This is a genomic window from Vibrio splendidus (genome assembly GCF_003345295.1).
GTDB lineage: Bacteria > Pseudomonadota > Gammaproteobacteria > Enterobacterales > Vibrionaceae > Vibrio > Vibrio splendidus_K.
Map to the genome: position 1 here is coordinate 166,279 of NZ_CP031055.1, position 22,465 is coordinate 188,743.

The 22,465-nt window shown below is 45.5% G+C and carries 20 protein-coding genes, 1 other RNA gene and 1 pseudogene; 15 read left to right on the forward strand and 7 right to left on the reverse strand.

Going from position 1 to position 22,465, the window contains the following annotated elements; all coding sequences use genetic code 11:
• Positions 1-133: 133 nt before the first annotated feature.
• On the forward strand, positions 134-2,014 hold the full coding sequence (gene parE, locus DUN60_RS00690) for a DNA topoisomerase IV subunit B (RefSeq protein ID WP_017077669.1): 1,881 nt from the start codon (positions 134-136) through the stop codon (positions 2,012-2,014).
• Positions 2,015-2,017: 3 nt separating this feature from the next.
• Entirely contained in the window at positions 2,018-4,276 is a 2,259-nt protein-coding gene (parC, locus tag DUN60_RS00695; RefSeq protein ID WP_114632969.1) for a DNA topoisomerase IV subunit A, read from the forward strand.
• A gap of 126 nt (positions 4,277-4,402) precedes the next feature.
• Here the strand turns inward: parC and degS are convergent, their stop codons facing one another.
• From degS to zapG, 3 genes are all read right to left on the reverse strand, one after another.
• Positions 4,403-5,467, reverse strand: coding sequence for an outer membrane-stress sensor serine endopeptidase DegS (gene degS / locus DUN60_RS00700; RefSeq protein WP_029224735.1), 1,065 nt, complete (start codon positions 5,465-5,467; stop codon positions 4,403-4,405).
• Between the two features lie 158 nt (positions 5,468-5,625).
• Positions 5,626-6,981, reverse strand: a complete 1,356-nt coding sequence (locus DUN60_RS00705; protein WP_065207222.1) for a Do family serine endopeptidase — start codon at positions 6,979-6,981, stop codon at positions 5,626-5,628.
• A 126-nt stretch (positions 6,982-7,107) separates the two neighbouring features.
• The gene (gene zapG, locus DUN60_RS00710) at positions 7,108-7,563 is read right to left on the reverse strand and encodes a Z-ring associated protein ZapG (RefSeq protein ID WP_017077673.1); all 456 of its coding nucleotides are present in this window, start codon (positions 7,561-7,563) and stop codon (positions 7,108-7,110) included.
• A 219-nt stretch (positions 7,564-7,782) separates the two neighbouring features.
• On the opposite strand from zapG, the pseudogene zapE reads away from it, so the two are divergent.
• The 8 genes and pseudogenes from zapE (at position 7,783) to sspB (ending at position 14,125) form a co-directional block, all read left to right on the forward strand.
• Positions 7,783-8,887 (forward strand): annotated as a pseudogene (gene zapE, locus DUN60_RS00715) (cell division protein ZapE).
• Positions 8,888-9,133: 246 nt separating this feature from the next.
• Positions 9,134-9,562 (forward strand): 50S ribosomal protein L13, encoded by a 429-nt coding sequence (rplM, locus tag DUN60_RS00720; RefSeq protein ID WP_010434689.1) that lies wholly within the window; start codon positions 9,134-9,136, stop codon positions 9,560-9,562.
• Positions 9,563-9,577: 15 nt separating this feature from the next.
• The gene (gene rpsI, locus DUN60_RS00725) at positions 9,578-9,970 is read left to right on the forward strand and encodes a 30S ribosomal protein S9 (protein WP_004740758.1); all 393 of its coding nucleotides are present in this window, start codon (positions 9,578-9,580) and stop codon (positions 9,968-9,970) included.
• Between the two features lie 331 nt (positions 9,971-10,301).
• On the forward strand, positions 10,302-10,892 hold the full coding sequence (gene petA, locus DUN60_RS00730; RefSeq protein WP_017072804.1) for a ubiquinol-cytochrome c reductase iron-sulfur subunit: 591 nt from the start codon (positions 10,302-10,304) through the stop codon (positions 10,890-10,892).
• On the forward strand, positions 10,892-12,157 hold the full coding sequence (locus DUN60_RS00735; RefSeq protein WP_004729830.1) for a cytochrome b: 1,266 nt from the start codon (positions 10,892-10,894) through the stop codon (positions 12,155-12,157). The genes petA and DUN60_RS00735 overlap by 1 nt, the downstream gene beginning before the upstream one ends.
• The gene (locus tag DUN60_RS00740) at positions 12,154-12,891 is read left to right on the forward strand and encodes a cytochrome c1 (RefSeq protein ID WP_054547824.1); all 738 of its coding nucleotides are present in this window, start codon (positions 12,154-12,156) and stop codon (positions 12,889-12,891) included. Before DUN60_RS00735 ends, DUN60_RS00740 begins: the two co-directional genes overlap by 4 nt.
• A 97-nt stretch (positions 12,892-12,988) precedes the next feature.
• Positions 12,989-13,624, forward strand: a complete 636-nt coding sequence (gene sspA, locus DUN60_RS00745; RefSeq protein WP_010434700.1) for a stringent starvation protein SspA — start codon at positions 12,989-12,991, stop codon at positions 13,622-13,624.
• Between the two features lie 21 nt (positions 13,625-13,645).
• Complete coding sequence (sspB, locus tag DUN60_RS00750; protein ID WP_004729819.1) at positions 13,646-14,125, forward strand: ClpXP protease specificity-enhancing factor; 480 nt, start codon at positions 13,646-13,648, stop codon at positions 14,123-14,125.
• A gap of 91 nt (positions 14,126-14,216) precedes the next feature.
• Here sspB and DUN60_RS00755 read toward each other — a convergent pair whose 3' ends face one another.
• Genes DUN60_RS00755 through DUN60_RS00770 form a run of 4 tightly spaced genes read right to left on the reverse strand, consistent with a single transcriptional unit; the run spans position 14,217 to position 17,634 of the window.
• The gene (locus tag DUN60_RS00755) at positions 14,217-14,822 is read right to left on the reverse strand and encodes a BON domain-containing protein (RefSeq protein ID WP_004729818.1); all 606 of its coding nucleotides are present in this window, start codon (positions 14,820-14,822) and stop codon (positions 14,217-14,219) included.
• Positions 14,823-14,838: 16 nt separating this feature from the next.
• Entirely contained in the window at positions 14,839-15,429 is a 591-nt protein-coding gene (locus DUN60_RS00760) for a phosphoheptose isomerase (RefSeq protein ID WP_004729817.1), read from the reverse strand.
• Positions 15,430-15,431: 2 nt separating this feature from the next.
• Entirely contained in the window at positions 15,432-15,830 is a 399-nt protein-coding gene (locus tag DUN60_RS00765) for a YraN family protein (RefSeq protein ID WP_017084761.1), read from the reverse strand.
• The gene (locus DUN60_RS00770; RefSeq protein ID WP_114632970.1) at positions 15,817-17,634 is read right to left on the reverse strand and encodes a penicillin-binding protein activator; all 1,818 of its coding nucleotides are present in this window, start codon (positions 17,632-17,634) and stop codon (positions 15,817-15,819) included. The genes DUN60_RS00765 and DUN60_RS00770 overlap by 14 nt, the downstream gene beginning before the upstream one ends.
• 61 nt (positions 17,635-17,695) lie before the next feature.
• Between DUN60_RS00770 and rsmI the strand changes: the two genes are divergently transcribed.
• From rsmI to DUN60_RS00795, 5 genes are all read left to right on the forward strand, one after another.
• Positions 17,696-18,562 (forward strand): 16S rRNA (cytidine(1402)-2'-O)-methyltransferase, encoded by an 867-nt coding sequence (gene rsmI / locus DUN60_RS00775; RefSeq protein ID WP_017106823.1) that lies wholly within the window; start codon positions 17,696-17,698, stop codon positions 18,560-18,562.
• 193 nt (positions 18,563-18,755) lie between these two features.
• Positions 18,756-19,195: RNase P RNA component class A (rnpB, locus tag DUN60_RS00780), an RNA gene on the forward strand.
• Between the two features lie 228 nt (positions 19,196-19,423).
• Positions 19,424-20,374 carry a 16S rRNA (cytosine(1402)-N(4))-methyltransferase RsmH gene (gene rsmH / locus DUN60_RS00785; protein WP_054547822.1) on the forward strand — a complete coding sequence of 317 codons (951 nt, stop codon included), beginning with the start codon at positions 19,424-19,426 and terminating at the stop codon, positions 20,372-20,374.
• Between the two features lie 3 nt (positions 20,375-20,377).
• Positions 20,378-20,695 carry a cell division protein FtsL gene (ftsL, locus tag DUN60_RS00790; RefSeq protein ID WP_004735995.1) on the forward strand — a complete coding sequence of 106 codons (318 nt, stop codon included), beginning with the start codon at positions 20,378-20,380 and terminating at the stop codon, positions 20,693-20,695.
• Positions 20,692-22,449 carry a penicillin-binding transpeptidase domain-containing protein gene (locus tag DUN60_RS00795; protein ID WP_114632971.1) on the forward strand — a complete coding sequence of 586 codons (1,758 nt, stop codon included), beginning with the start codon at positions 20,692-20,694 and terminating at the stop codon, positions 22,447-22,449. The genes ftsL and DUN60_RS00795 overlap by 4 nt, the downstream gene beginning before the upstream one ends.
• The last annotated feature ends 16 nt before the right edge of the window (positions 22,450-22,465 follow it).

Sequence of the window (22,465 nt, forward strand, 5' to 3'; positions counted from 1 at the left end):
TTACTCAGCTTCCAGACTATATTCCCCAATACTTCGCTCGTTCGCTCTACTATGAAGGTTCATAGTAATGATTCTGCTTTAGTGAAACTAGAGCCAGCGAACAGACGCAAACTTTTTGAGTAAACTCCGTATTATGACTGAACAATATAATGCAAAAGACCTCGAGGTACTTGAAGGTCTCGATCCCGTGCGACACCGCCCGGGAATGTATACAGAGACAGAAAGACCAAACCACCTTGCCCAAGAAGTCATTGATAACTCGGTCGATGAAGCACTAGCGGGACACGCTAAGAAAATTAAAGTTGTGCTTCATGCTGACCAATCGTTAGAAGTTACCGATGATGGCCGTGGTATGCCGGTTGATATCCACCCTGAAAAAGGCATCTCGGGTGTTGAGCTGATTTTAACTAAGCTCCACTCAGGCGGTAAATTCTCAAACAACAACTATAAGTTTTCAGGTGGTTTGCACGGGGTAGGTATCTCGGTGGTAAACGCGCTGTCAAAACGTGTTGAAGTAACGGTTCGCCGTGACGGTCAGGTACATGAAATCGCCCTTGAGGGTGGTCATGCTGTAACTGACCTTACTGTTACGGGGACTTGTGGTCACCGTAATACCGGTACTACCGTGCATTTCTGGCCAGATCCAAAATACTTCGATAGCTCTAAGTTCTCTGTTTTACGCCTTATTAATAACCTGCGAGCTAAAGCCGTACTTTGCCCTGGTTTAGAAATCACCTTTATCGACAAGGTTGGCGGTGAAGAGCATAAATGGTTCTATGAAGATGGTCTAAAAGACTACCTTGCTGAAGGTGTGAAAGGTTATACCTTATTGCCTGAAGAACCTTATGTTGGCGAATTCGTTGCTGAAACGGAAATGGCGAACTGGGCGATCATTTGGCAGCCTGAAGGCGGTGATATGATCACCGAGAGTTACGTGAACTTAGTACCAACTAAGCAAGGTGGTACGCACGTAAACGGTCTTCGCCAAGGTCTGCTTGATGCGATGCGTGAGTTCTGTGAATTCCGTAACCTGTTGCCTCGTGGCGTTAAGCTAACGGGTGATGACATCTTTGACCGTTGTTCTTACGTTCTATCGGTGAAGATGCAAGATCCACAATTTGCAGGTCAAACAAAAGAGCGCTTATCTTCTCGTCAAACTGCTGCGTTTGTTTCTGGTGTAGTGAAGGATGCTTTCAGCTTGTGGCTGAATGAAAAGCCTCAGCTAGCAGAATTACTTGCAGAAGCTTGTATTGCTAACGCACATCGTCGTATGCGCGCAAGCAAAAAGGTTGTACGTAAAAAGATTGCTTCTGGTCCAGCACTGCCGGGTAAGCTAACCGACTGTTCGGTTCAAGATTTAAGCCGTACCGAAATCTTCTTCGTGGAAGGGGACTCGGCAGGTGGTTCTGCTAAACAAGCACGTGATCGTGAGTTCCAAGCGGTTATGCCACTTCGCGGTAAGATCCTAAATACGTGGGAAGTGTCAGCAGACCAAGTATTGGCTTCACAAGAAGTACATGATATTTCAGTTGCTCTGGGTATCGACCCAGATAACGATGATTTGTCGGGCCTGCGTTACGGTAAGATCTGTATCCTTGCCGATGCGGACTCGGATGGTCTTCATATCGCGACACTGCTATGTGCACTATTTACTCGCCATTTCCATGCTTTGGTTGAAGCGGGTCATATCTATGTGGCAATGCCTCCTCTGTATCGTATCGATTGCGGTAAAGAAGTGTTCTACGCACTCGATGACTCAGAGAAAGATGGGGTACTTGAGCGACTATCGCAGAAGAAAGCCAAAATCAACGTGCAACGATTTAAAGGTCTGGGTGAAATGAACCCACTTCAGTTACGTGAAACCACTATGGATCCAAATACTCGTCGCCTTGTTCAATTAACGATTGATGACAACGACGCGACCAACGAGATGATGGACATGCTGCTTGGTAAGAAACGTGCAGATGATCGCCGTACATGGCTACAGACTAACGGTGATATGGCCGAGGTATAATGGATGTCTAACGAAATTACATATGATGGCGTTGAACAGTTGCCAATGCGCAAGTTCACCGAAGATGCCTATTTAAATTACTCAATGTACGTGATCATGGATCGTGCATTGCCGTATATCGGTGATGGCTTGAAGCCAGTACAGCGTCGTATTATCTATGCGATGTCTGAGCTAGGCCTATCCGCTGCATCGAAATATAAAAAATCAGCTCGTACCGTTGGTGACGTTCTAGGTAAGTACCACCCACACGGTGACTCTGCTTGTTACGAAGCGATGGTACTGATGGCGCAACCCTTCTCTTACCGCTACCCATTGGTGGATGGTCAAGGTAACTGGGGTGCACCGGATGACCCGAAATCGTTCGCTGCGATGCGTTATACCGAAGCAAAACTGTCAAAGTTTGCGGAAGTTCTGCTCGGTGAATTAGGTCAGGGAACCGTTGATTGGCAACCCAACTTTGATGGCACGATGAAAGAGCCTCAGATGTTGCCTGCACGCCTTCCTCATATCTTGCTTAACGGCATCACAGGTATTGCGGTTGGTATGGCGACCGACATCCCGCCTCACAATGTACGTGAAGTGGCGAACGCGGCGATTCATTTGATTGATACGCCGAAAGCTGAACTTCCAGATGTGATGGGTTTCATTCAAGGCCCAGATTACCCGACAGAAGCTGAAATTATTTCGCCTAAGTCGGACATCGAAAAGATCTACCGTACAGGCCGTGGCAGCATCAAGATGCGCGCGGTGTGGCACAAGGAAGGCTCTGATATTGTTATCACGTCTTTACCTCATCAAGTGTCAGGTGCGAAGTTACTTGAGCAAATCGCTAACCAGATGCGAGCTAAGAAGCTGCCTATGGTTGACGATCTGCGTGATGAATCTGATCACGAGAACCCAACGCGTATCGTCGTAGTTCCTCGCTCGAACCGTATCGACTGTGACCAACTGATGAGTCACCTATTCGCTTCGACTGATCTCGAGAAAAACTTCCGCGTTAACTTGAACATGATTGGCTTAGACAATCGCCCTCAAGTGAAAGGCTTAGTTCAAATCCTGAAAGAGTGGATTGAGTTCCGTCGTACAACGGTTCGCCGTCGTTTGCAGTACCGTTTAGATAAAGTACTGGCACGTTTGCACATCTTAGAAGGCTTACTTGCCGCTTATCTAAATATTGATGAAGTGATTGAAATCATTAGAACAGAAGATGAACCATGTCCTGTTTTGATGAACCGTTTCAACATTTCTGAAATTCAAGCCAATGCGATTCTCGATATTAAACTTCGTAACTTAGCTAAGTTAGAAGAATTTAAAATTCGAGCTGAGCAAGAAGAGCTTGAAGCTGAACGTGAAAAGCTTGAAAAACTACTAGGTTCAGAGCGTCGCTTGAATACGCTGATCAAAAAAGAAATCCAAGCAGATGCAGATAAATATGGCGATGATCGCCGCTCACCGTTGATTGAACGTGCTGAAGCAAAAGCGCTAACAGAACGTGACTTAGTTCCAAGCGAACCAATTACGGTTGTGCTTTCTGAGAAAGGTTGGATTCGTCATGCTAAAGGGCATGAAGTTGACGCTGAAGGCTTGAACTACAAATCAGGTGATAAATTCTTAGCAAGCACTAAGGGTAAGAGTAACCAACAAGCGGTGTTCCTCGGCAGTGATGGCCGAAGCTACTCCCTTGAATCTCACTCACTGCCATCGGCGCGAAGCCAAGGTGAGCCAATTACAGGTCGCTTGAACGTCAGCCCTGGTACGTCTATTCGCCAAGTGGTGATGGGAGAGAATGAACAGCTGTGGTTAGTCGGTTCTGATGCGGGTTATGGTTTTGTTTGTAAAGGTAGTGATTTACTGTCTAAGAATAAGAGCGGTAAAGCGTTAGTTAACTTGCCTCAAGCTTCAGAAGTGATGTTGCCAAGCCCGATTGCTGACTTGGACACTAACCAGATTCTGGCGATTACTAACCAAGGTCGTATGTTGTTGTTCCCGATTAAAGACCTACCTCAGTTGAGCAAAGGTAAGGGTAACAAGATCATCAATATTCCTTCTGCGAAAGCAAAAGAGCGTGAAGAGTTTGTCTCGCATCTAATGGCTATCCCTGAGAATGCAACGCTGACTATCTACGCGGGTAAACGCAAGCTTGGCTTGAAACCTGCGGATCTTGAAAACTTCCGTGGTGAACGTGGTCGTCGTGGTGGTTTACTGCCTAGAGGGTTGCAGCGAGTTACTCGCATTGATATCGATGAGCCAAGTGAATCATAGGCGACTATGTTAGTTTGATGCCATGATCGGATAAAAGAAAACCCAGCCTGAGAGCTGGGTTTTTTGTATTTGTATTTTACAGTTTGAGTTCAAGTCACCGCGTTATATGGAACTATAAATATATAATTACAGGCGAGTATCTTCAGCAATCGTAACCTCAAGAGTTTTACTCTCTCCTTGGCGCAATATGCCAACATCAATGACAGTGCCTGGTCGCAAATCAGTAACGATGTCCATCACGCTTTGTCGACCGTTAATTTGGGTGTTGTTGATGCTGACAATGATGTCTTGTGCTTCAAAGCCTGCATCCGCAGCAGGGCCGTTAGGATCAATACCCAGTACGACAATGCCGCCAATGTTCTTGTTTCCAAGCAAGCGCGACGTTACTGAATTGATATCTTGCCCGTCAATACCAATATATCCACGAATCACACGACCATCTGCGATGATCTTCTCCATGATTTTATTAGCAAGTGGGTAGGGGATAGCAAACGAAATACCGTAGGTTTCCATATCGGTTGCTTGTTGGAAAGAAGCCGTATTAATGCCGACCAGTTCGCCTTGTGAGTTGACGAGTGCACCACCAGAGTTACCTTCATTGATTGCCGCGTCTGTCTGGATAAAGGCTTGATGACCATCGGCACTAATTGAAGAGCGACCGGTCGCCGAAATAATACCAAAGGTTGTGGTTTGGCCTAGATTGTATGGGTTACCGATAGCCAGTACTACGTCGCCTACGTTTGCTTTGTAATCTTGGTTCAGTGGAATCACAGGTAAGTTGTCACCGCTGACTCTGAGTATCGCGATATCGGTGCGCTTGTCTGAACCGACAAGCTGCGCTGCGGCTACTCGTCCGTCTTGAAGTGCCACGACGATTTGGTCAGCTTGAGCAACAACGTGGAAGTTGGTAATGATGTAGCCTTTTTCGCTGACAATGACTCCGGACCCCAAGCCTTGAGTCAGCAGCTTGTTACGATCGCTTTCTGCGTATTTACGGCTATAAATATTGACCACAGCAGGTGCCGCTCGGCGTACCGCTTGGTTAAATGAAATCTGAAGAGAGGCGATATTATCCACTTTAGGGATAGTGACGTCTGAAACAATGCCTGATCTTAAGCTCGGAAATGCGAGAAGAATAAGCGCCGCTGAAACAAGTCCAAGGGAAATAGAACGAAATAGAAAGGACAGCATGTTTCCCTCTTCAACAAGTAAGGTATGGAGCATCCGTCAATGGATGACTGACTTGATTACGAGTGAAGCATAGCATTTTGATTGATCTAAAGAAAAGGGAGACTGAGTAAGTTTAAAGCAAACTTACTGAGCCTCCCTGTAATTGCGCTGACGTATGACTATCGAATAACTAGATAGATAGTCCTGTCGCCTCTTTGGATATTAAGCGCCAACACGCCAGGTTGTTTTTCAAGAATCTTTCTAAATTCAGCAAGGTTCTTAACGGATTGGCGGTTTACCCCGATGATGATGTCATCTTTAAGGAGTTGATAGGCTTCTGCTGGCGAACCTTGAGCGACACTTGATACCTTGACGCCTGTCGTTGAGTCGCTGTCGGTTGTGTTGGTGAGCTCTGCACCGGCAAGTCCTTCATGGAGCTTTTCAGCTTGTGTCTTACTATTGGTGGATTCACCCAGAGTTACATCAAAGGTCTTATTCTTTCCGTCACGAACGACACCAAGTTCGATCTGTTTACCTGCGCCGAGGGTTGCGACTTTGGCTCTTAACTCGCTAAAAGTATCAATGCGCTTACCATTTATAGAGACAATGACATCGCCCGCTTTCAGTCCGGCTTTGTCCGCAGCACTGTCGGGTACAATTTGGCTAACAAAAGCACCTTTGCTGGACTCATAACCAAGCGCTTCCGCCAATTCAGAGGTCACCTCTCCGCCTTGAACACCCAGCATACCGCGTTTTACTTCACCGAAATCGAGAATTTGTTCTGTCAGGTTTTTCATCATATTGGATGGGATTGCAAAGCCGATACCGACATTGCCTCCGTTAGGGCCAAGGATAGCCGTGTTGATACCAATCAGCTCACCGTTGAGATTCACTAACGCACCTCCAGAGTTACCACTGTTGATAGCTGCATCGGTTTGAATGAAGTTTTCAAAGTTCTCTAGATTTAGGCCGCTACGACCGAGAGCAGAAACGATCCCGGATGTCACGGTTTGACCGAGTCCAAATGGGTTGCCGATAGCGACACTGAAATCACCGACTCTTAACTTGTCGGAGTCTGCAACTTTTATCTGGGTAAGGTTCTTGGCTGTTTCGAGTTTTAATAGCGCGATATCCGACATCTGGTCGCCGCCGATGAGCTCGGCATCGTACTCTCGACCATCATGAAGTTTTACTTTGATATCGTCGGCACCATTGATGACATGGTAATTGGTAACAATATGGCCTTTCTTGGCATCAATGATCACACCAGAACCTAGCCCGCGGAATGGGCGTTCTCGTGTTTGTTCTGGACCAAAAAAGAATTGAAATTGTTCAGGGATTTGCTGACGTTGTACCTGTTTGCCTTCTACGGCAATACTAACCACAGCGGGGGTCACTTGTTCAAGCATAGGTGCAAGGCTTGGTAATTGTTCATTACCCACACTTAATGGCAGTGCGGCCGTTGCTTGAATGGGGGTGATGATTGAACTTAAGCTTAAAGTCAGTACCGATAAAGCAAGCAAAGGTTTTTTCATCATAAACTCCTCTCTAGTTTAGGTCTTAACCCTCTTATACGTTTAATAAGTATGAGAAGTTTCAAATGACCTGAGTGAAAGTTATGACTCAAAAACCTTTGTAAAGTTCACAGAAGTGTTAAATGTTTACGATGCTTTTGCTGTTACAACATCGGGAGCATCCATGATTTCTTTCTTCTGCTCTGTAAATAAACCCGTTGCGCCATTAGCGTAATCTTTCGGTTGTTCTTCAAGTGTCGCCTCTTTAACTGAAGGCTTGTCTTGTGATTTGTCCGAATGGGCTGCGGCTGTTTTCACAAATGGATTATCTTGCTCTGGCAAATTAGGGATCAGCTCTGAGCTTGTTTTTTCCATGTGTTGGTACAGTTTTGTGTAGTCCTTACCTAAGGTGTCCAACATTTCTGCTGATTTCGCAAAGTGGTCAGCTAGCTCTTGTCGCTGCTGTTCAAGGGCAAACTTTGCGCTATCTAATTCTTTCTGTACGTTCTTTTGTTTTTTGTATTCAGGTGTCATGAGACGAGAAATAGCGACCCCTAAAATAACTCCGACTAGTAAACCGGCAACGGCATACATCCAAGGCATAACAGCTCCTTATTATTGTTTTTTAACATGTTTGTTACTGCTTAGTTACACGTGATACGGCTCCATGGTACTATGAGAAAGCCGCAGTATAAAGAGAAATGCGTGTGCGCTAGTTAGCAGTTTGATGCTGCATTATTCACCGCATAGCGACATATCTCGTACTGTTTGGGCTCATTTTTATTTGCTGTCTGATATTGCTTTCATTGTGGAAATGTCGTCATGAATCCCATTAAAAAATACGAACAAGATATAAAAGAACATGGATTTCAAAGAGATCCAGCGCAAGAGCAAGCCGTTAAATCTTTAGATGAACTCTTTCATCAATTCCAAGATTACATGAATACGCCTATTCCTCAACTGACTCGATTCCAGAAATTAATGGGCAAAAAGCCAGAACTGCCAGAGCCACCAAAAGGCCTCTATTTTTGGGGTGGCGTCGGGCGCGGTAAAACTTACTTAATGGATACGTTCTACGATGCCTTACCGACCACAAAAAAAATGCGTGTTCACTTTCACCGCTTTATGTATCGAGCCCATGATGAGCTAAGGGCGCTAGGTAATGTTAGCGACCCGTTGCCTTTAGTCGCAGATAAGTTGAAAGAAGAAGCGGATATTATCTGTTTTGATGAATTCTTTGTTTCAGACATCACGGATGCCATGATCTTAGGAACTTTGTTCCAAGAGTTATTCGCTCGAAACGTTATCTTAGTCGCGACCTCTAATATTCCACCTGCGGATTTGTATCGTAATGGGTTGCAGCGAGCTCGCTTCTTACCCGCTATTAAGCTTATTCAAGGCAATTGCCATATTCTTAATGTCGATAGCGGAATCGATTATCGTCTTCGTACGTTAGAAACAGGCTGAGATCTATCATTACCCGCTGGATAGCCAAGCGAACATCAACCTCGAAACATATTACGCGCAGCTCGTTGGTGAAGATAAAGAGAAACTCAAACAGATTGAGGTCAATCACCGTCAACTTGATGTAGTCGAAGCAAGCGATGGTGTATTACACGGCACGTTTGCTCAGCTTTGTCAGTCGGCTCGCAGCCAGAATGACTATATTGAACTGTCTAGGGTTTATCACACGGTTCTGCTGGCTGATGTGTTGCAAATGGGCGCGACTTCAGATGACGCAGCAAGACGCTTTATTGCTTTAGTTGATGAGTTCTATGAGCGTAACGTTAAATTGATTATTTCAGCGGAAGTGGAGCTAGAAAAGCTGTATACCCATGGTCAGTTAGAATTTGAGTTTAAACGTTGTCAGTCGCGTTTAATCGAAATGCAGAGCCATGAATATTTGGCAAAAGAACACTTAAGTTAGCTTTGATTATCTCGAATAAGAAAGAGAATTAAAAAAATCGTGATTTTGTTCAAAAAGAGGTGATTTTTTCTTCGCTCTTCTCTATAATCCTGCGACCTACCGTTACTGCGGGCCTCTAGCGATGAGTAAAATCACGTTATGCCAAGAGTTTTCCAACACTCGAAGGGGTGATGATGGTAACTCTTAGACAGTGGGAATACGCGAGTATTCCTTAAGTGTAAATTTTTTAAATAGGTAATTATTAGCATGAAAACTTTCGTTGCTAAACCAGAAACTGTAAAACGCGACTGGTATGTTGTAGACGCTGAAGGCAAAACTCTTGGCCGTCTAGCAAGTGAAATCGCTTCTCGCCTACGCGGCAAGCACAAAGCAGAATACACTCCTCACGTAGACACTGGTGATTACATCATCGTTGTTAACGCTGAGAAAGTAGCTGTGACTGGTAACAAAGCTAAGGGTAAGGTTTACTACCGTCACTCTGAGTTCCCAGGTGGTCTTAAGACTATCACTTTTGAAAAGCTAATTGCTAAGAAACCAGAAATGGTTCTTGAACTAGCAGTTAAAGGTATGCTTCCACGTGGTCCTCTAGGCCGCGCGATGTACCGTAAGCTTAAAGTATACGCTGGTACTGAGCACAACCATGTTGCTCAACAACCACAAGTACTAGACATCTAATTGGGGATTAAGACAATGGCAGAGAATCAATACTACGGCACTGGTCGTCGCAAAAGCTCAGCAGCTCGTGTTTTCATCAAACCAGGCTCTGGTGAGATCGTAATCAACAAGCGTAGCCTTGATGTTTACTTCGGTCGTCCAACTTCTCGTATGGTTGTTAAACAACCTCTTGAGCTAGTTGAACTAACTGAGAAACTTGACCTTTACATCACTGTTTCTGGTGGTGGTATTTCAGGTCAAGCTGGCGCAATCCGCCACGGTATCACTCGTGCTCTTATGGAATACGATGAAACTCTACGTCCTGCTCTACGTGCAGCTGGCTATGTTACGCGTGACGCTCGTTGCGTTGAACGTAAGAAAGTTGGTCTACGTAAAGCACGTCGTAAACCTCAATTCTCTAAGCGTTAATTTTTCCTTACCGAAAAATACACGCGACCAGTTTTATTACTGGAATTGTGGTTCAAAGCTCGGCTATATGCCGGGCTTTTTGTCTTTCTGGCTCCCGCTAAACGCTTCCCCCTCCTCGTTTTATTCCTAAATTCTTATATTTTGAAAGCTTTTGTAACCCAATGTGCGCTTTGCCTCATGATTGTTACAAAAAGGTAGCTTTATCTTGTCAAAAAGTAGGGTTTTATTTATCATTTGCCGTCAATAAATAGAACTAAATACATATTTTGTTAGCCATGCTCTTTAATCGGAATTATTTCAATCCATAAGGAGCAAATGGGAGAATGTTTGGATGAGCAACGCGCCTTTAAATAACGGTCGCAGGCGTTTCTTAACCGCAACAACAGCCGTTGTTGGTGGTTTGGGAGCAGCTGCTGTAGCCGTGCCTTTTATTAAATCATGGAACCCGAGTGCCAAAGCGAAAGCTGCGGGCGCGCCGGTGGAAGTGGAAGTCAGTAAGTTAGAACCGGGACAAATGGTTCGTGTCGAGTGGCAAGGTAAACCTGTATGGGTTGTACGCCGTGCTGAGTCGGTACTAGAGAACCTAAAAGCGATCGGTGGTCAACTTCGTGACCCTCAATCTGAAACTGAACAACAACCAGACTACGCACAGAACGAGTTTCGTTCAATTAAGCCGGAGTTCTTCATTGCTGTTGGTTTCTGTACGCACTTAGGTTGTTCTCCAACTTACCTGCCAGATTCTTTTGCAGAACAAGTTCAGGGCGTTAAGTCTGGTTTCTTCTGTCCTTGTCATGGTTCAAAGTTTGATATGGCAGGTCGAGTATTCCAAGGCGTACCAGCCCCATTGAACCTTGTAGTGCCAAAGCATATGTATTTGAGTGACACTAAGATCATGATCGGTGTGGACGAGGGAGACGCATAATGCAAGGATTGCTTGATTGGGTAGAAAAACGTCTACCCGCAATGAATGCTTATAAAAAGCATTTATCTGAATACCCAATGCCTAAGAACTTTAACTTTTGGTACCTTTTCGGTTCTTTGGCAATGTTGGTACTGGTTAACCAAATCCTTACAGGTATTTGGCTAACAATGAACTACGTTCCGTCTGGTGATGGCGCGTTTGCATCTGTTGAATACATCATGCGTGATGTGGAATACGGCTGGTTACTGCGTTACATGCACTCGACTGGTGCTTCGGCATTCTTCGTGGTTATCTACCTGCATATGTTCCGTGGTCTAATCTACGGTTCTTACCAAAAGCCTCGTGAGCTACTTTGGCTCTTCGGTATGCTGATCTTCTTAGTGCTTATGGCTGAGGCTTTCATGGGTTACTTACTACCATGGGGGCAAATGTCTTACTGGGGTGCTCAGGTAATCATTTCTCTGTTTGGCGCGATTCCTGTTATTGGTGATGACCTAACGCTTTGGATCCGTGGTGATTACATCATCTCTGGTGCAACGCTGAACCGTTTCTTCGCACTGCACGTTATCGCTCTACCAATCGTACTTCTGCTGCTTATCGTACTTCACGTACTAGCGCTGCACGAAGTGGGTTCGAACAACCCAGACGGTATCGAGACTAAGCTTCCTAAAGGCACTATGGGCGACGACTACAAAACTCAGTTCCCATTCCACAAGGATTACACTAAGAAATACGACATCATTGACTCTGTTCCTTTCCACCCATACGGGACGGTGAAAGATATGGTCGGTGTTGCTGGTTTCCTATTCTTGTTCTGTTACGTGCTGTTCTTTAACCCAGAGATGGGTGGGTACTTCCTTGAGCCGCCTAACTTCGAAGCTGCTAACCCACTGAAAACACCTGAGCATATTGCTCCAGTTTGGTACTTCACGCCGTTCTACGCTGTACTTCGTGCTGTTCCTGATAAGCTGATAGGTGTAGTTGCAATGGGTGCATCTATTGTTGTGCTATTCCTACTGCCATGGTTCGACCGTTGTAAAGTGCGTTCTTACCGTTACCGTAGCAAACTGCATTTGATTAACATCATCCAATTCACAATAAGCTTTATTGCGCTTGGTGTACTTGGTGCGCTTCCAGCAACGCCAACGTATACGCTACTGGCTCAGATCTTTAGCTTAGGTTATTTCATGTTCTTCGTTCTACTGTGGTTCTACAGTAAAAATGAAGCGACGAAACCATTACCAGAAAGGGTGACATTCAAATGAAAAAGTGGATTGTAATTTTATTTGCTATGTTGCCGTCACTGGCGATGGCAGCGGGTGCAAGCGTACCATTAGATAAAGCAAACAATGATTTAACAGATAAAGCCTCATTGCAAAATGGCGCTAAGATGTTTATGAACTACTGTTTTGCTTGTCACTCAACGCAGTACCAGCGTTATGAACGTGTTGCGAATGATTTAGAGATCCCTGTAGATCTAATGAAGGAAAACCTGATTTTCGACCCTGAAGCGAAAATAGGTAGCTTGATGGTTAATGCTATGCCCTCTGATCAAGCGGCAAGTTGGTTTGGTGCTCCTCCACCAGATCTAACTTTGGTTGCTCGTGTTCGTGGCGCAGATTGGCTATACACGTACCTTCGTACCTTCTATGAAGACCCATCTCGTCCGTTTGGCGTGAACAACATTGTTTTCCCAAGTGTCGGTATGCCGCACGTTCTTGAAGAGCTGCAAGGTATTCCAACACCAATCTACGATACTCATATGGTAGATGGCGAGGAAGTGACTACTGTTGTTGGCACTGAAACTGACGGTTCTGGTGAATTAAGTGCTGGTGAATACGACGAAGCAGTTCGTGACCTTGTTAACTTTTTGGTTTACTCGGGCGACCCAGTTCAACTTGAGCGTCATGCAATGGGTTGGTGGGTAATGGCCTTCTTAGTAATCTTCACTATCATCGTGATTTTGCTGAAGAAAGAGTATTGGCGTGATGTGCACTAATTATGCTATAATACCGTGCTAATTCCCAAATTATGTTAATGTTCAATGGAGGCTTTAGGCCTCCATTGTTTTTATTTAAAGTGTACTGGAGGGCTCCATGGCTGTAGCTGCCAATAAACGTTCTGTAATGACTCTTTTCTCAAGTGCTTCTGATATGTATAGCCATCAGGTGCGCATTGTTCTTGCTGAAAAAGGCGTAAGTGTTGAAGTTGAGTTGGTTGATGAAAAAAATCTACCAGCAGAGCTTGTTGAACTGAACCCGTACAAATCAGTACCTACTCTTATTGATCGTGAGCTTGCTTTATATGACTCAAAGATCATTATGGAGTACTTAGATGAGCGTTTCCCTCATCCACCGTTGATGCCTGTATACCCGGTGGCTCGTGGTAATAGTCGTCTAATGATGTACCGCATTGAGCGTAACTGGTATTCAGTTGCAGAGAAGATCGTTAAAGGCAACGCTGAAGAGTCTGAAGCAGCTCGCGTTAAACTGCGCAACGACCTACTGACTCTTGCTCCTATCTTCGCTGAGTATGAATACTTCATGAGCGAAGAATTTAGCCTAATTGATTGTTACCTAGCTCCGCTACTATGGCGTTTACCTGAGCTTGGTATCGAATTAATTGGCCCTGGTTCTAAAGAGCTTAAGATTTACATGAACCGCGTATTCGAACGTGATTCATTCCTAGCTTCTCTAACTGAAGCTGAGCGTGAGATGCGACTCGTTCGCTAAGCGTTTATGGATATTTCAAATATGACTCCACGCCGACCATATATGCTTCGTGCATTTTATGAATGGCTGGTTGATAACGAATTAACTCCACACCTTGTTGTTGAAGCAACATTACCGGGTGTAAGAGTTCCAGAAGAGTTTGTTCAAGATGGTCAGATCATTCTGAACATCGCGCCTCGTGCGGTTGGACAACTTGAACTGGGTAACGAAGCTGTGACGTTTAGTGCTCGCTTTAGTGGTCGTCCACACTCTGTGATCGTGCCGCTTTACGCAGTACAAGCGATTTATGCTCGTGAGAATGGTGCTGGTACCATGTTTGAACCTGAAGAGGCTTACATGGAATCTTTTGAAGAAGGGATTGAAGAAAGTCCTTTTGAAGAACAAGAGAAAGGCCCATCTTTGAGCGTAGCAACGGCAGACGTAGATGCTGAAGAGCCTGACTCAGATCCTGAGCCTCCTCGTCCAGCAAAAGGTCGCCCAAGCCTTCGTGTTATCAAATAACGTTAGCTAAATAACGACTCAAATAAAAAAGCAGCGACTCGTCGCTGCTTTTTCTTTTCTGCTAAATAGTATTTAATTGGTTGGCTTAAGGCTAGTTAACGGCCGTCTCTTCTTCGCCATATTCAAACGCTCGAATCACCTGCTTTACGCCTGAAACATTACGCGCAACTTCTGTCGCGATATCAGCATGCTCTCGAGAGACTAACCCAAGTAAAAACACCTCTGAATCTTCAGTGATGACTTTAACCTTGATACCGTTGAGATCAGCGTTTGCTAGAAGGGCTGACTTCACCTTGGTAGTAATCCAGCTGTCATTACTAATGGCACTGATGGTCAATGGCTCTTTTACTCGCACCTGATTATGGATGCTTTCTACACCTGCCACTTCTTTGGCTTGGTTTTCAAACGCGCGACGCTCTGAGTCAGTGGTTGCTTGCCCCATCAATACAACCGAACCTCGGTAAGAGCTCGCTGTGATACGAACGTTACCACGATATGGCTGCTTGTTGGTGATGGCTGCGACTTCAAATTCGATATTGTTATCGTTCCAGATTTGCTTGGTGGTTCGTGTGTCAGTGACTAAGTTCGCTGTGGTTGCAGCACCAGCAATGAAAATGCCAGCACAACCAGACAGGGACAGTGTAAGTAGCGAAACACTAATCAGCTTAAACAGCCTCATAGAGGTTAATGATTTCATTGTGATGCTCCGTATATCACTCTTCGTGAGCAGGGAAGAGTACTTGATCGATTAGGTCACATAGGCAATGCAGTGTCACCATGTGTACTTCATGAATGCGTGCTGTACGGTGTGAAGGGATACGAATTTCTACATCGTGTTCGCCAAGTAAGCCTGCCATCTCACCACCATCTTTACCCGTAAAGGCGATGATCGTCATGTCACGTGTTACCGCTGCTTCCATCGCTTTGATGATGTTTTTGCTGTTACCGCTAGTAGAGATAGCCAGTAAAATATCGCCAGTTTGACCAAACGCACGTACCTGCTTAGAGAAGATCTCTTCGTAGTGATAGTCGTTGGCTACTGCCGTTAGCGTGGTGTTGTCTGCTGTGAGAGCCATTGCTGGGAGGCTAGGGCGCTCTGTTTCAAAGCGATTAAGTAGGCACGATACAAATTGCTGAGCATTCGACGCCGAACCACCATTACCACAACAAAGAATTTTGTTTCCGTTAAGCAAGGTCGCAACCATTGCTTGAGCGGCATGCGTGATTGCATCTGGCAGTGCTTCTGCAGCCGCAATTTGGATCTGAATACTTTCTGTAAAACTTTCTTTAATGCTGTCTAGCATGTTTATCCTTGGGTAATCGCGTTTTGAATCCAGTCGATATTGTCATTCGGCCCTTCTATGGCAACGATATCAAACCTGAAATCTGTAGAGTGCACCGACAAGCCTTGCTGCATAAGCCAAACATTGGCCGTTTTGAGCAGCTTCTGTGACTTCTTTGCTGTCACCATTTCGGCGGCATGTCCGTAGCGGGTTTGCTTGCGGTATTTTACCTCAGCAAACACAACCGTATTGTTATGGCGCATTATAAGATCAATCTCGCCACATTTAGCTATGAAGTTTTCTTGAATTAACGATAATCCGTGGCCAACTAAATAATTTTTAGCCACGGTCTCGTATTTATCACCCACTTGTTTGTGGGTGATTGTTGGTTTGGACAGGAACTTTCGGCTAAAAAGCCCCATGCTCTGCCCAGCTGATTTCACGTTGAACAACACAGTTGTTGTCGATGGTTAACACGCCGGTTTCACCTGGAATGCTGTAACCCTGTACGGCTTTCATCTGTGGCAATGCATCCATTAGGTAGTAGGCATCCATCCCCAGTGCTTGCAGACGTTTTTGGCCGTTTGAATGTGCAGGCCATAGGTCGTTTAGCTCTTTGTTAAGCTCGTTCTTGCTCTCAACCAATAGTGGGATGTCGCTGTAGAACACACCCGTTAGATCTTCGTACTGCTTGTCACCGCTGTTGCTGCGTGAGTTTGAGAACAAGGCTGGTTGGTCAGCATCTGGGTTAATCGCGACTTCAATGAAAGGTTTAATCAACGTAAGCTCTGAGTTCTTCGCCACAATGTAAACAGAGTCGATATCACGACGGCTGCGTGGTTCTGTTTCTAGGTCTAGGTTAAGTAGCCCATCCATTTGAGCGATACGTTGTTGGCTCTCTTGTAAGCCGAATACCTGATTCACATTACGCTGAAGTTGGCGCTTGTCAGAGAATAAGGTAATCGCGACTTCGTTGTTGCTGTATTTTTTCCACTCTTTCTCAAACGCTTGCTTAACGCGGTCACCTAAACGCCCTTTTGGCGCAAGAATAAGCGGGTACTTGTAGCCTTGAGCAAAAAGGTGTTTCGCTGCCTGAGCGACTTCTTGCTCTGGCGATAGAGCTAGATAGCAAATATTGGTATCAGGTTCTAGCTGCGTCGGAATATTTAGAGCTAAAGCTGGAATCGAATTTTCGTGGTTTTTCTGCGCTTGCTGAAGCTTGGTAATATTGCTCTTAATCAGCGGGCCAACGATGAAATCTACCTTGTTCTCTTCCAGTGTCGCTTTAATTTCAGCAGCACTTTGTACGTTGGTGTCCATAACCGTTAGCGTTGCGTTTTCTTCGCGCTCTTTGTCATTCATCATCGCAAAGATGAAACCATCACGCACAAGCTGTGCTTGCTTGCCGTACTTACCCGTGAGCGGCAGTAATAGCGCAGTGCTGGTTGGTTTGCTGATCTCTAGCGCCAATATGTCAGTGATCGCCTGAGGTGTGTAGGTTGCTGCAGGGTGACGAGGGTTCTCAGCCAGCCAATCAGATAGGGTCTTCTGTAGGTCTGGAAGGTTAGAGTTCAGCGTCTTCATATAAATAGCCAGCTGTAACCAACCTGCTAGAACGTCTTCTGTCGGAGAAGTCTTAAGCTCTAGAATCTCATATTGAGAGTAGCTATTCAGGTTCTGCCAAATACGGTCGGCAGTTACCTGATGGCTTTCGTCATCAGCGTCTACGTACTCTGAATAAAGGACTAACTCACGGCTTGCTTCGAAATACTCGCTTTGCATTTCAGAAATGTTAGCGCGTAGCTCGTGATAATCTTTCCACTGTTCGTTCGGAAGCTTCCACCAAGGCTGAAAGTTCAGCTGGCTGTACGCTTGCTGTGGTTGCGAGTTATTCACCAGCAGCTGAGCGCGAGCTAATTGCCATTCTGCTTGTTGAATTTCACTCAGCTCTTGTTTGGCTAAGCGCTTGATAAGCAGAGTCGCTTGATCGGTTTTTCCAGCTTGCACAGAAGCCTTAAGTGCCATGATTAACCAGTCGTTTTGTAGACTTCCTTTGCTACTATCCGCCTGCATCATGTAACTTTCAGTTGATTGCGCTGGATCTAGTGTAATATCAACACGCGTTGGTGCTTGAGGACCTGAAGAACAAGCCGCCAATGTAATTGCTAATGCAATTGGAGTTAGTAAGCGTGGTACACTGAGTCTCTTATGGTTCATCGTTGCCATGAGTTCTTTAAATTCCGTATAAATTTGTATCTATATTAATCGTTGAAGTGATGGTAAACAAATGACAGATAACAAAACCTTGCTCACAGAGAGCCCAACTCTCTACATTGTGCCAACCCCAATCGGAAATTTGGGAGATATCACTCAAAGAGCAATTGAAATTTTATCAAGTGTCGATGTTATTGCAGCCGAAGACACACGCCACACGGGTAAGCTGCTTGCTCACTTCAATATATCAACCAGAACGTTCGCTTTACATGATCATAATGAACAAACTAAAGCACAAGTTCTAGTCGAAAGGTTATTAGAAGGTCAGTCTATCGCATTAGTCTCTGATGCGGGTACTCCTTTAATCAGTGATCCAGGTTACCATCTTGTCTCACAATGTCGTCAAGCGGGTGTGAGAGTTGTGCCACTTCCTGGTGCTTGTGCTGTGATTACCGCACTAAGTGCGTCAGGTTTACCGTCGGATCGTTTCAGCTTTGAAGGCTTCTTGCCACCAAAGAGTAAGGGGCGCAAAGATAAGTTCTTAGAGATTGCAAAAGCAGAGCGCACATGTATTTTCTACGAATCACCGCACCGTATTACGGATTCTCTGCAGGACATGCTAGAGATCTTAGGACCCGACCGTGAGGTCGTGTTGGCTCGTGAGCTAACCAAGACATTCGAAACCATTCAAGGATTACCATTAGGTGAGTTGATTGAATGGATAGAAGAAGACTCGAACCGCAAACGCGGTGAGATGGTGTTGCTGATCCATGGTCACCGTGAAGAAGCGAGCACCGAGCTGCCAGACGAAGCAACTCGCACCCTTGGTATTCTAACCAAAGAGTTACCCCTTAAAAAAGCGGCGGCGATGACAGCAGAAATCTACAATCTGAAAAAGAACGCTTTATACAAATGGGGCTTAGAGCATCTAGACAACTAGATAACTCTTTGTTGATATACCTCTTTATAGAGTAGATAACCTTTATTGAAAAAGCTTCTGAGGAATGATGGTATTACCGTTATTCCTCTTTTTTTGTCTAGATTGTGTAAAAATTATGCGTTCGATTAGAGGTTTGCAGCATATTTGTGATCTCGCTAGACACTGCTCACTAATCTCTATACAATCCGCCCTCGGAGTTGAACGGGTAATCGCTGCTTTGCTGATGTCCTTCGGGAGACTGACGTTGAGGTCCTTCGGGAAACTGACGTTGAAGTCCTTCGGGAGACTGGTAGAGGGGAGGAACGTCCGGGCTCCATAGAGCAGGGTGCCAGATAACGTCTGGGGGGCGCGAGCCCACGACAAGTGCAGCAGAGAGAAGACCGCCGATGGCCTCATTTCTTCGGAAGAGGCACAGGTAAGGCTGAAAGGGTGCGGTAAGAGCGCACCGTGCGGCTGGCAACAGTTCGTAGCAAGGTAAACTCCACCCGGAGCAAGATCAAATAGGCCCTCGCATTGCGCTGCTCGCGTATGGGGGCGGGTAGATTGCTTGAGCCTGTGAGCGATTGCAGGCCTAGACGAATGGTTACCGCCGCGCAAGCGGAACAGAACCCGGCGTATGTGTCAACTCCACCTATATAAAGAACCCATCATTACTTAACGGTAGTGATGGGTTTTTTGCTTTATATTGACGTAAATTATTTAGATTTCCTTAGAATCCTTCATCTTGATATGAGCTTGGGTCAAAAATTCCCAAAGCCTATACACAATATGGTGGAGATACAGCGCGAAATCAGTACACTAAAACGTTAATAGAACAAATTATTGCCTAACTAACGGCTCAATCCACTCACTGAGAAGACTATGACAGAAGCATTCAAACATATTTCAGTATTGCTTAACGAATCTATTGACGGACTTGCGATCAAACCTGACGGTACCTACATCGATGGTACTTTTGGCCGTGGTGGTCACAGCCGTACAATCCTGTCTAAACTGGGCGAGAATGGACGACTCTTTAGTATCGACCGCGATCCACAAGCGATTGCTGAAGCTCAGAAGATTGATGATCCCCGTTTTACAATTATCCATGGCCCATTCTCGGGTATGGCTGAATATGCAGAGCGTTATGACTTAGTCGGTCAAGTGGATGGTGTTTTACTGGATTTAGGTGTTTCTTCACCACAGCTAGATGATGCAGAACGTGGCTTTAGCTTCATGAAAGATGGCCCGCTAGACATGCGTATGGATCCAACAACGGGTATTCCGGTTTCTCAGTGGCTAGTTGATGCGGATCTTGATGACATTACATGGGTTATTCGTGAGTTCGGTGAAGACAAACACGCTCGTCGTATCGCGAAAGGCATCATTGCTTATCAAGAGAACGAAGAGAACGAACCGTTAACACGTACTGGCCAATTGGCTAAGCTTATCTCTGATGTCGCTCCAAAGAGCTTCAAAGAGAAAAAGCACCCAGCGACACGTGCTTTCCAAGCATTCCGTATCTACATCAACAGCGAACTTGAAGAGATCGATACCGCACTGAAAGGCGCAGCAAGCATTCTTGCTCCTCAAGGTCGTATCTCTGTTATCAGTTTCCACTCGCTTGAAGACCGTATGGTGAAGCGCTTTATTCGTAAAGAGAGCCAAGGGCCACAAGTTCCTCACGGTTTACCGCTAACAGAAGATCAAATTAAAGCTTTAGGCAGTGCCGATCTAAAACCAATTGGTAAAGCGATCAAGCCTTCTAAAGATGAAGTGGATGAGAATACTCGTTCGCGTAGCTCAGTACTACGAATCGCAGAAAAGCTATAGTCAATGAAGACCTCCAAGCCTAACTTAGCCAAGATAATATTTTTTGATTTGATCTCCGTGGGCAAGGTTCCATTGGTACTTCTTATCTGTATCTTTGCGAGTGCGATGGGGGTCGTTCTTACGACACATAATTCACGTCAGGCGATCACGAAAAAAGACATGGCATTAGTGGAACGAGAACAGCTTGATGATGAGTGGCGAAATTTAATGCTTGAAGAGACGGCTTTGGCTGAACATAGCCGCGTTCAAGCATCGGCAAAACGAGAGCTAGACATGAAACGTCCAGACTCTGACAAAGAAGTTGTGATCACACTGAAATGACCGGTAAAAAGGAAAAAGCACCCGCCAAGCCCGTTAAGAAATCAACGAAAGAGCGAGTGAAGAGCGAAAAGGATTCGGATCCAATTCTTATTAAATGGCGTTTCAATGTCGTTATTGCTTTCGTGTTTCTTGCCTTTGCTGCACTCGTTGGTCGTGTGGCTTACATCCAAATTATTGAACCAGATAACTTAATCCGTCAGGGCGATCTTCGCTCGGTACGTGTTAAGGCTATTCCTTCCGCCCGCGGCATTATCTCAGACCGCAATGGCGAACCGCTTGCTGTGAGTGTTCCAGTTGAGGCGGTATGGGCCGACCCGAAAACGATTTTCGATAAAAATGGCATGGCCCAGATTGATCGTTGGTATGCGTTAGCTGATGTACTTGGCTTAGAACGACAATCGATGATCGACAAGATCTCTAGCAACAAATCCCGCCGATTTGTTTACCTACAAAGACAAGTTAGCCCAGCGATGGCTAAGTATATTCGTGAACTAAAGCTGGTGGGTGTTGGCCTGAAAGCGGAATCTCGACGTTACTACCCCGCAGGCGAAGTCAGTGCACACCTTATCGGTGTTACCGGAATTGACGGGCACGGTTTAGAAGGCGTTGAACGCAGCTATGACAAATGGCTCACGGGTGAAGCGGGTAAGCGGACGATTCGTAAAGATCGCTATGGACGCGTTGTTGAAAACATTGCTTTAGAAGAGCGTGAAGAAGGCAAACCACTCGAATTAACGATCGATCAACGATTACAAGCCATTGCTTATCGAGCGATTAAGCAGGCCGTGGCCGATCACAAGGCGACTTCAGGCTCTGCGGTATTACTCGATGTAAAAACGGGTGCCGTGTTAGCCATGGTTAATGCCCCTTCTTATAATCCGAACAACCGCGCTGATTTACAAAGCTTCAAAATGCGTAACCGCGTGCTCACCGATGCCATGGAACCTGGCTCGACCGTGAAACCTTTTGTGGTTTTGGCGGCGCTAGAGAACGGCACTGCAGACCCAGATATCGTGATTGATACTGGCAATGGCATTATGCAGATCGGTGGTAGTCGCGTACGAGATTCTTCTAAAGTTGGTAAGGCTGACTTAGCGCTGATCCTCAAGAAGTCGAGTAACATCGGCGTAGCGAAATTGGCGCTTAACATGCCACTTGAAGCTTTGCTTGGTATGTACAGTTCAGTTGGTCTAGGCGAGATGTCTGGGCTGAATTTGGTTGGTGAAACGAGCGGTATTTTCCCGAATCGCCGTCGTTGGTCAAAGTTTGAAATTGCGACCTTAGCGTTCGGTTATGGCTTGTCTGTTACGCCGATGCAGTTGGCACATGCCTATGCGACGTTAGCTAACAAAGGTTTGTATGAGCCGATTCATATTATTAAGAGTAACGACCAAGATTTTTCTAAGCAAATCATCAAGCGCGAGAACGCTGAACTGGTTTTGAATATGCTAGAAGGGGTGACTCAAAAAGGCGGTACGGCGACAAGAGCTGCCGTTCCGGGTTACCGCGTTGCAGCCAAAACGGGTACATCACGTAAGGCTGAAGCGGGCGGCTACAGTGATGAATACATCGCGGTTACCGCAGGCTTTGCTCCAGTTAGTGATCCAAGAGTGGCATTGGTTGTTGTGGTCAATGAGCCTCAAGGCGACCTTTACTATGGTGGTTCAGTCGCAGCCCCCGTCTTTTCTGAAATCATGAAGGGCGCACTGCAAATACTGAACGTCCCTGCTGATGAAAATAAGTTTCAAGAATAGAGTTAATCAGGATTCA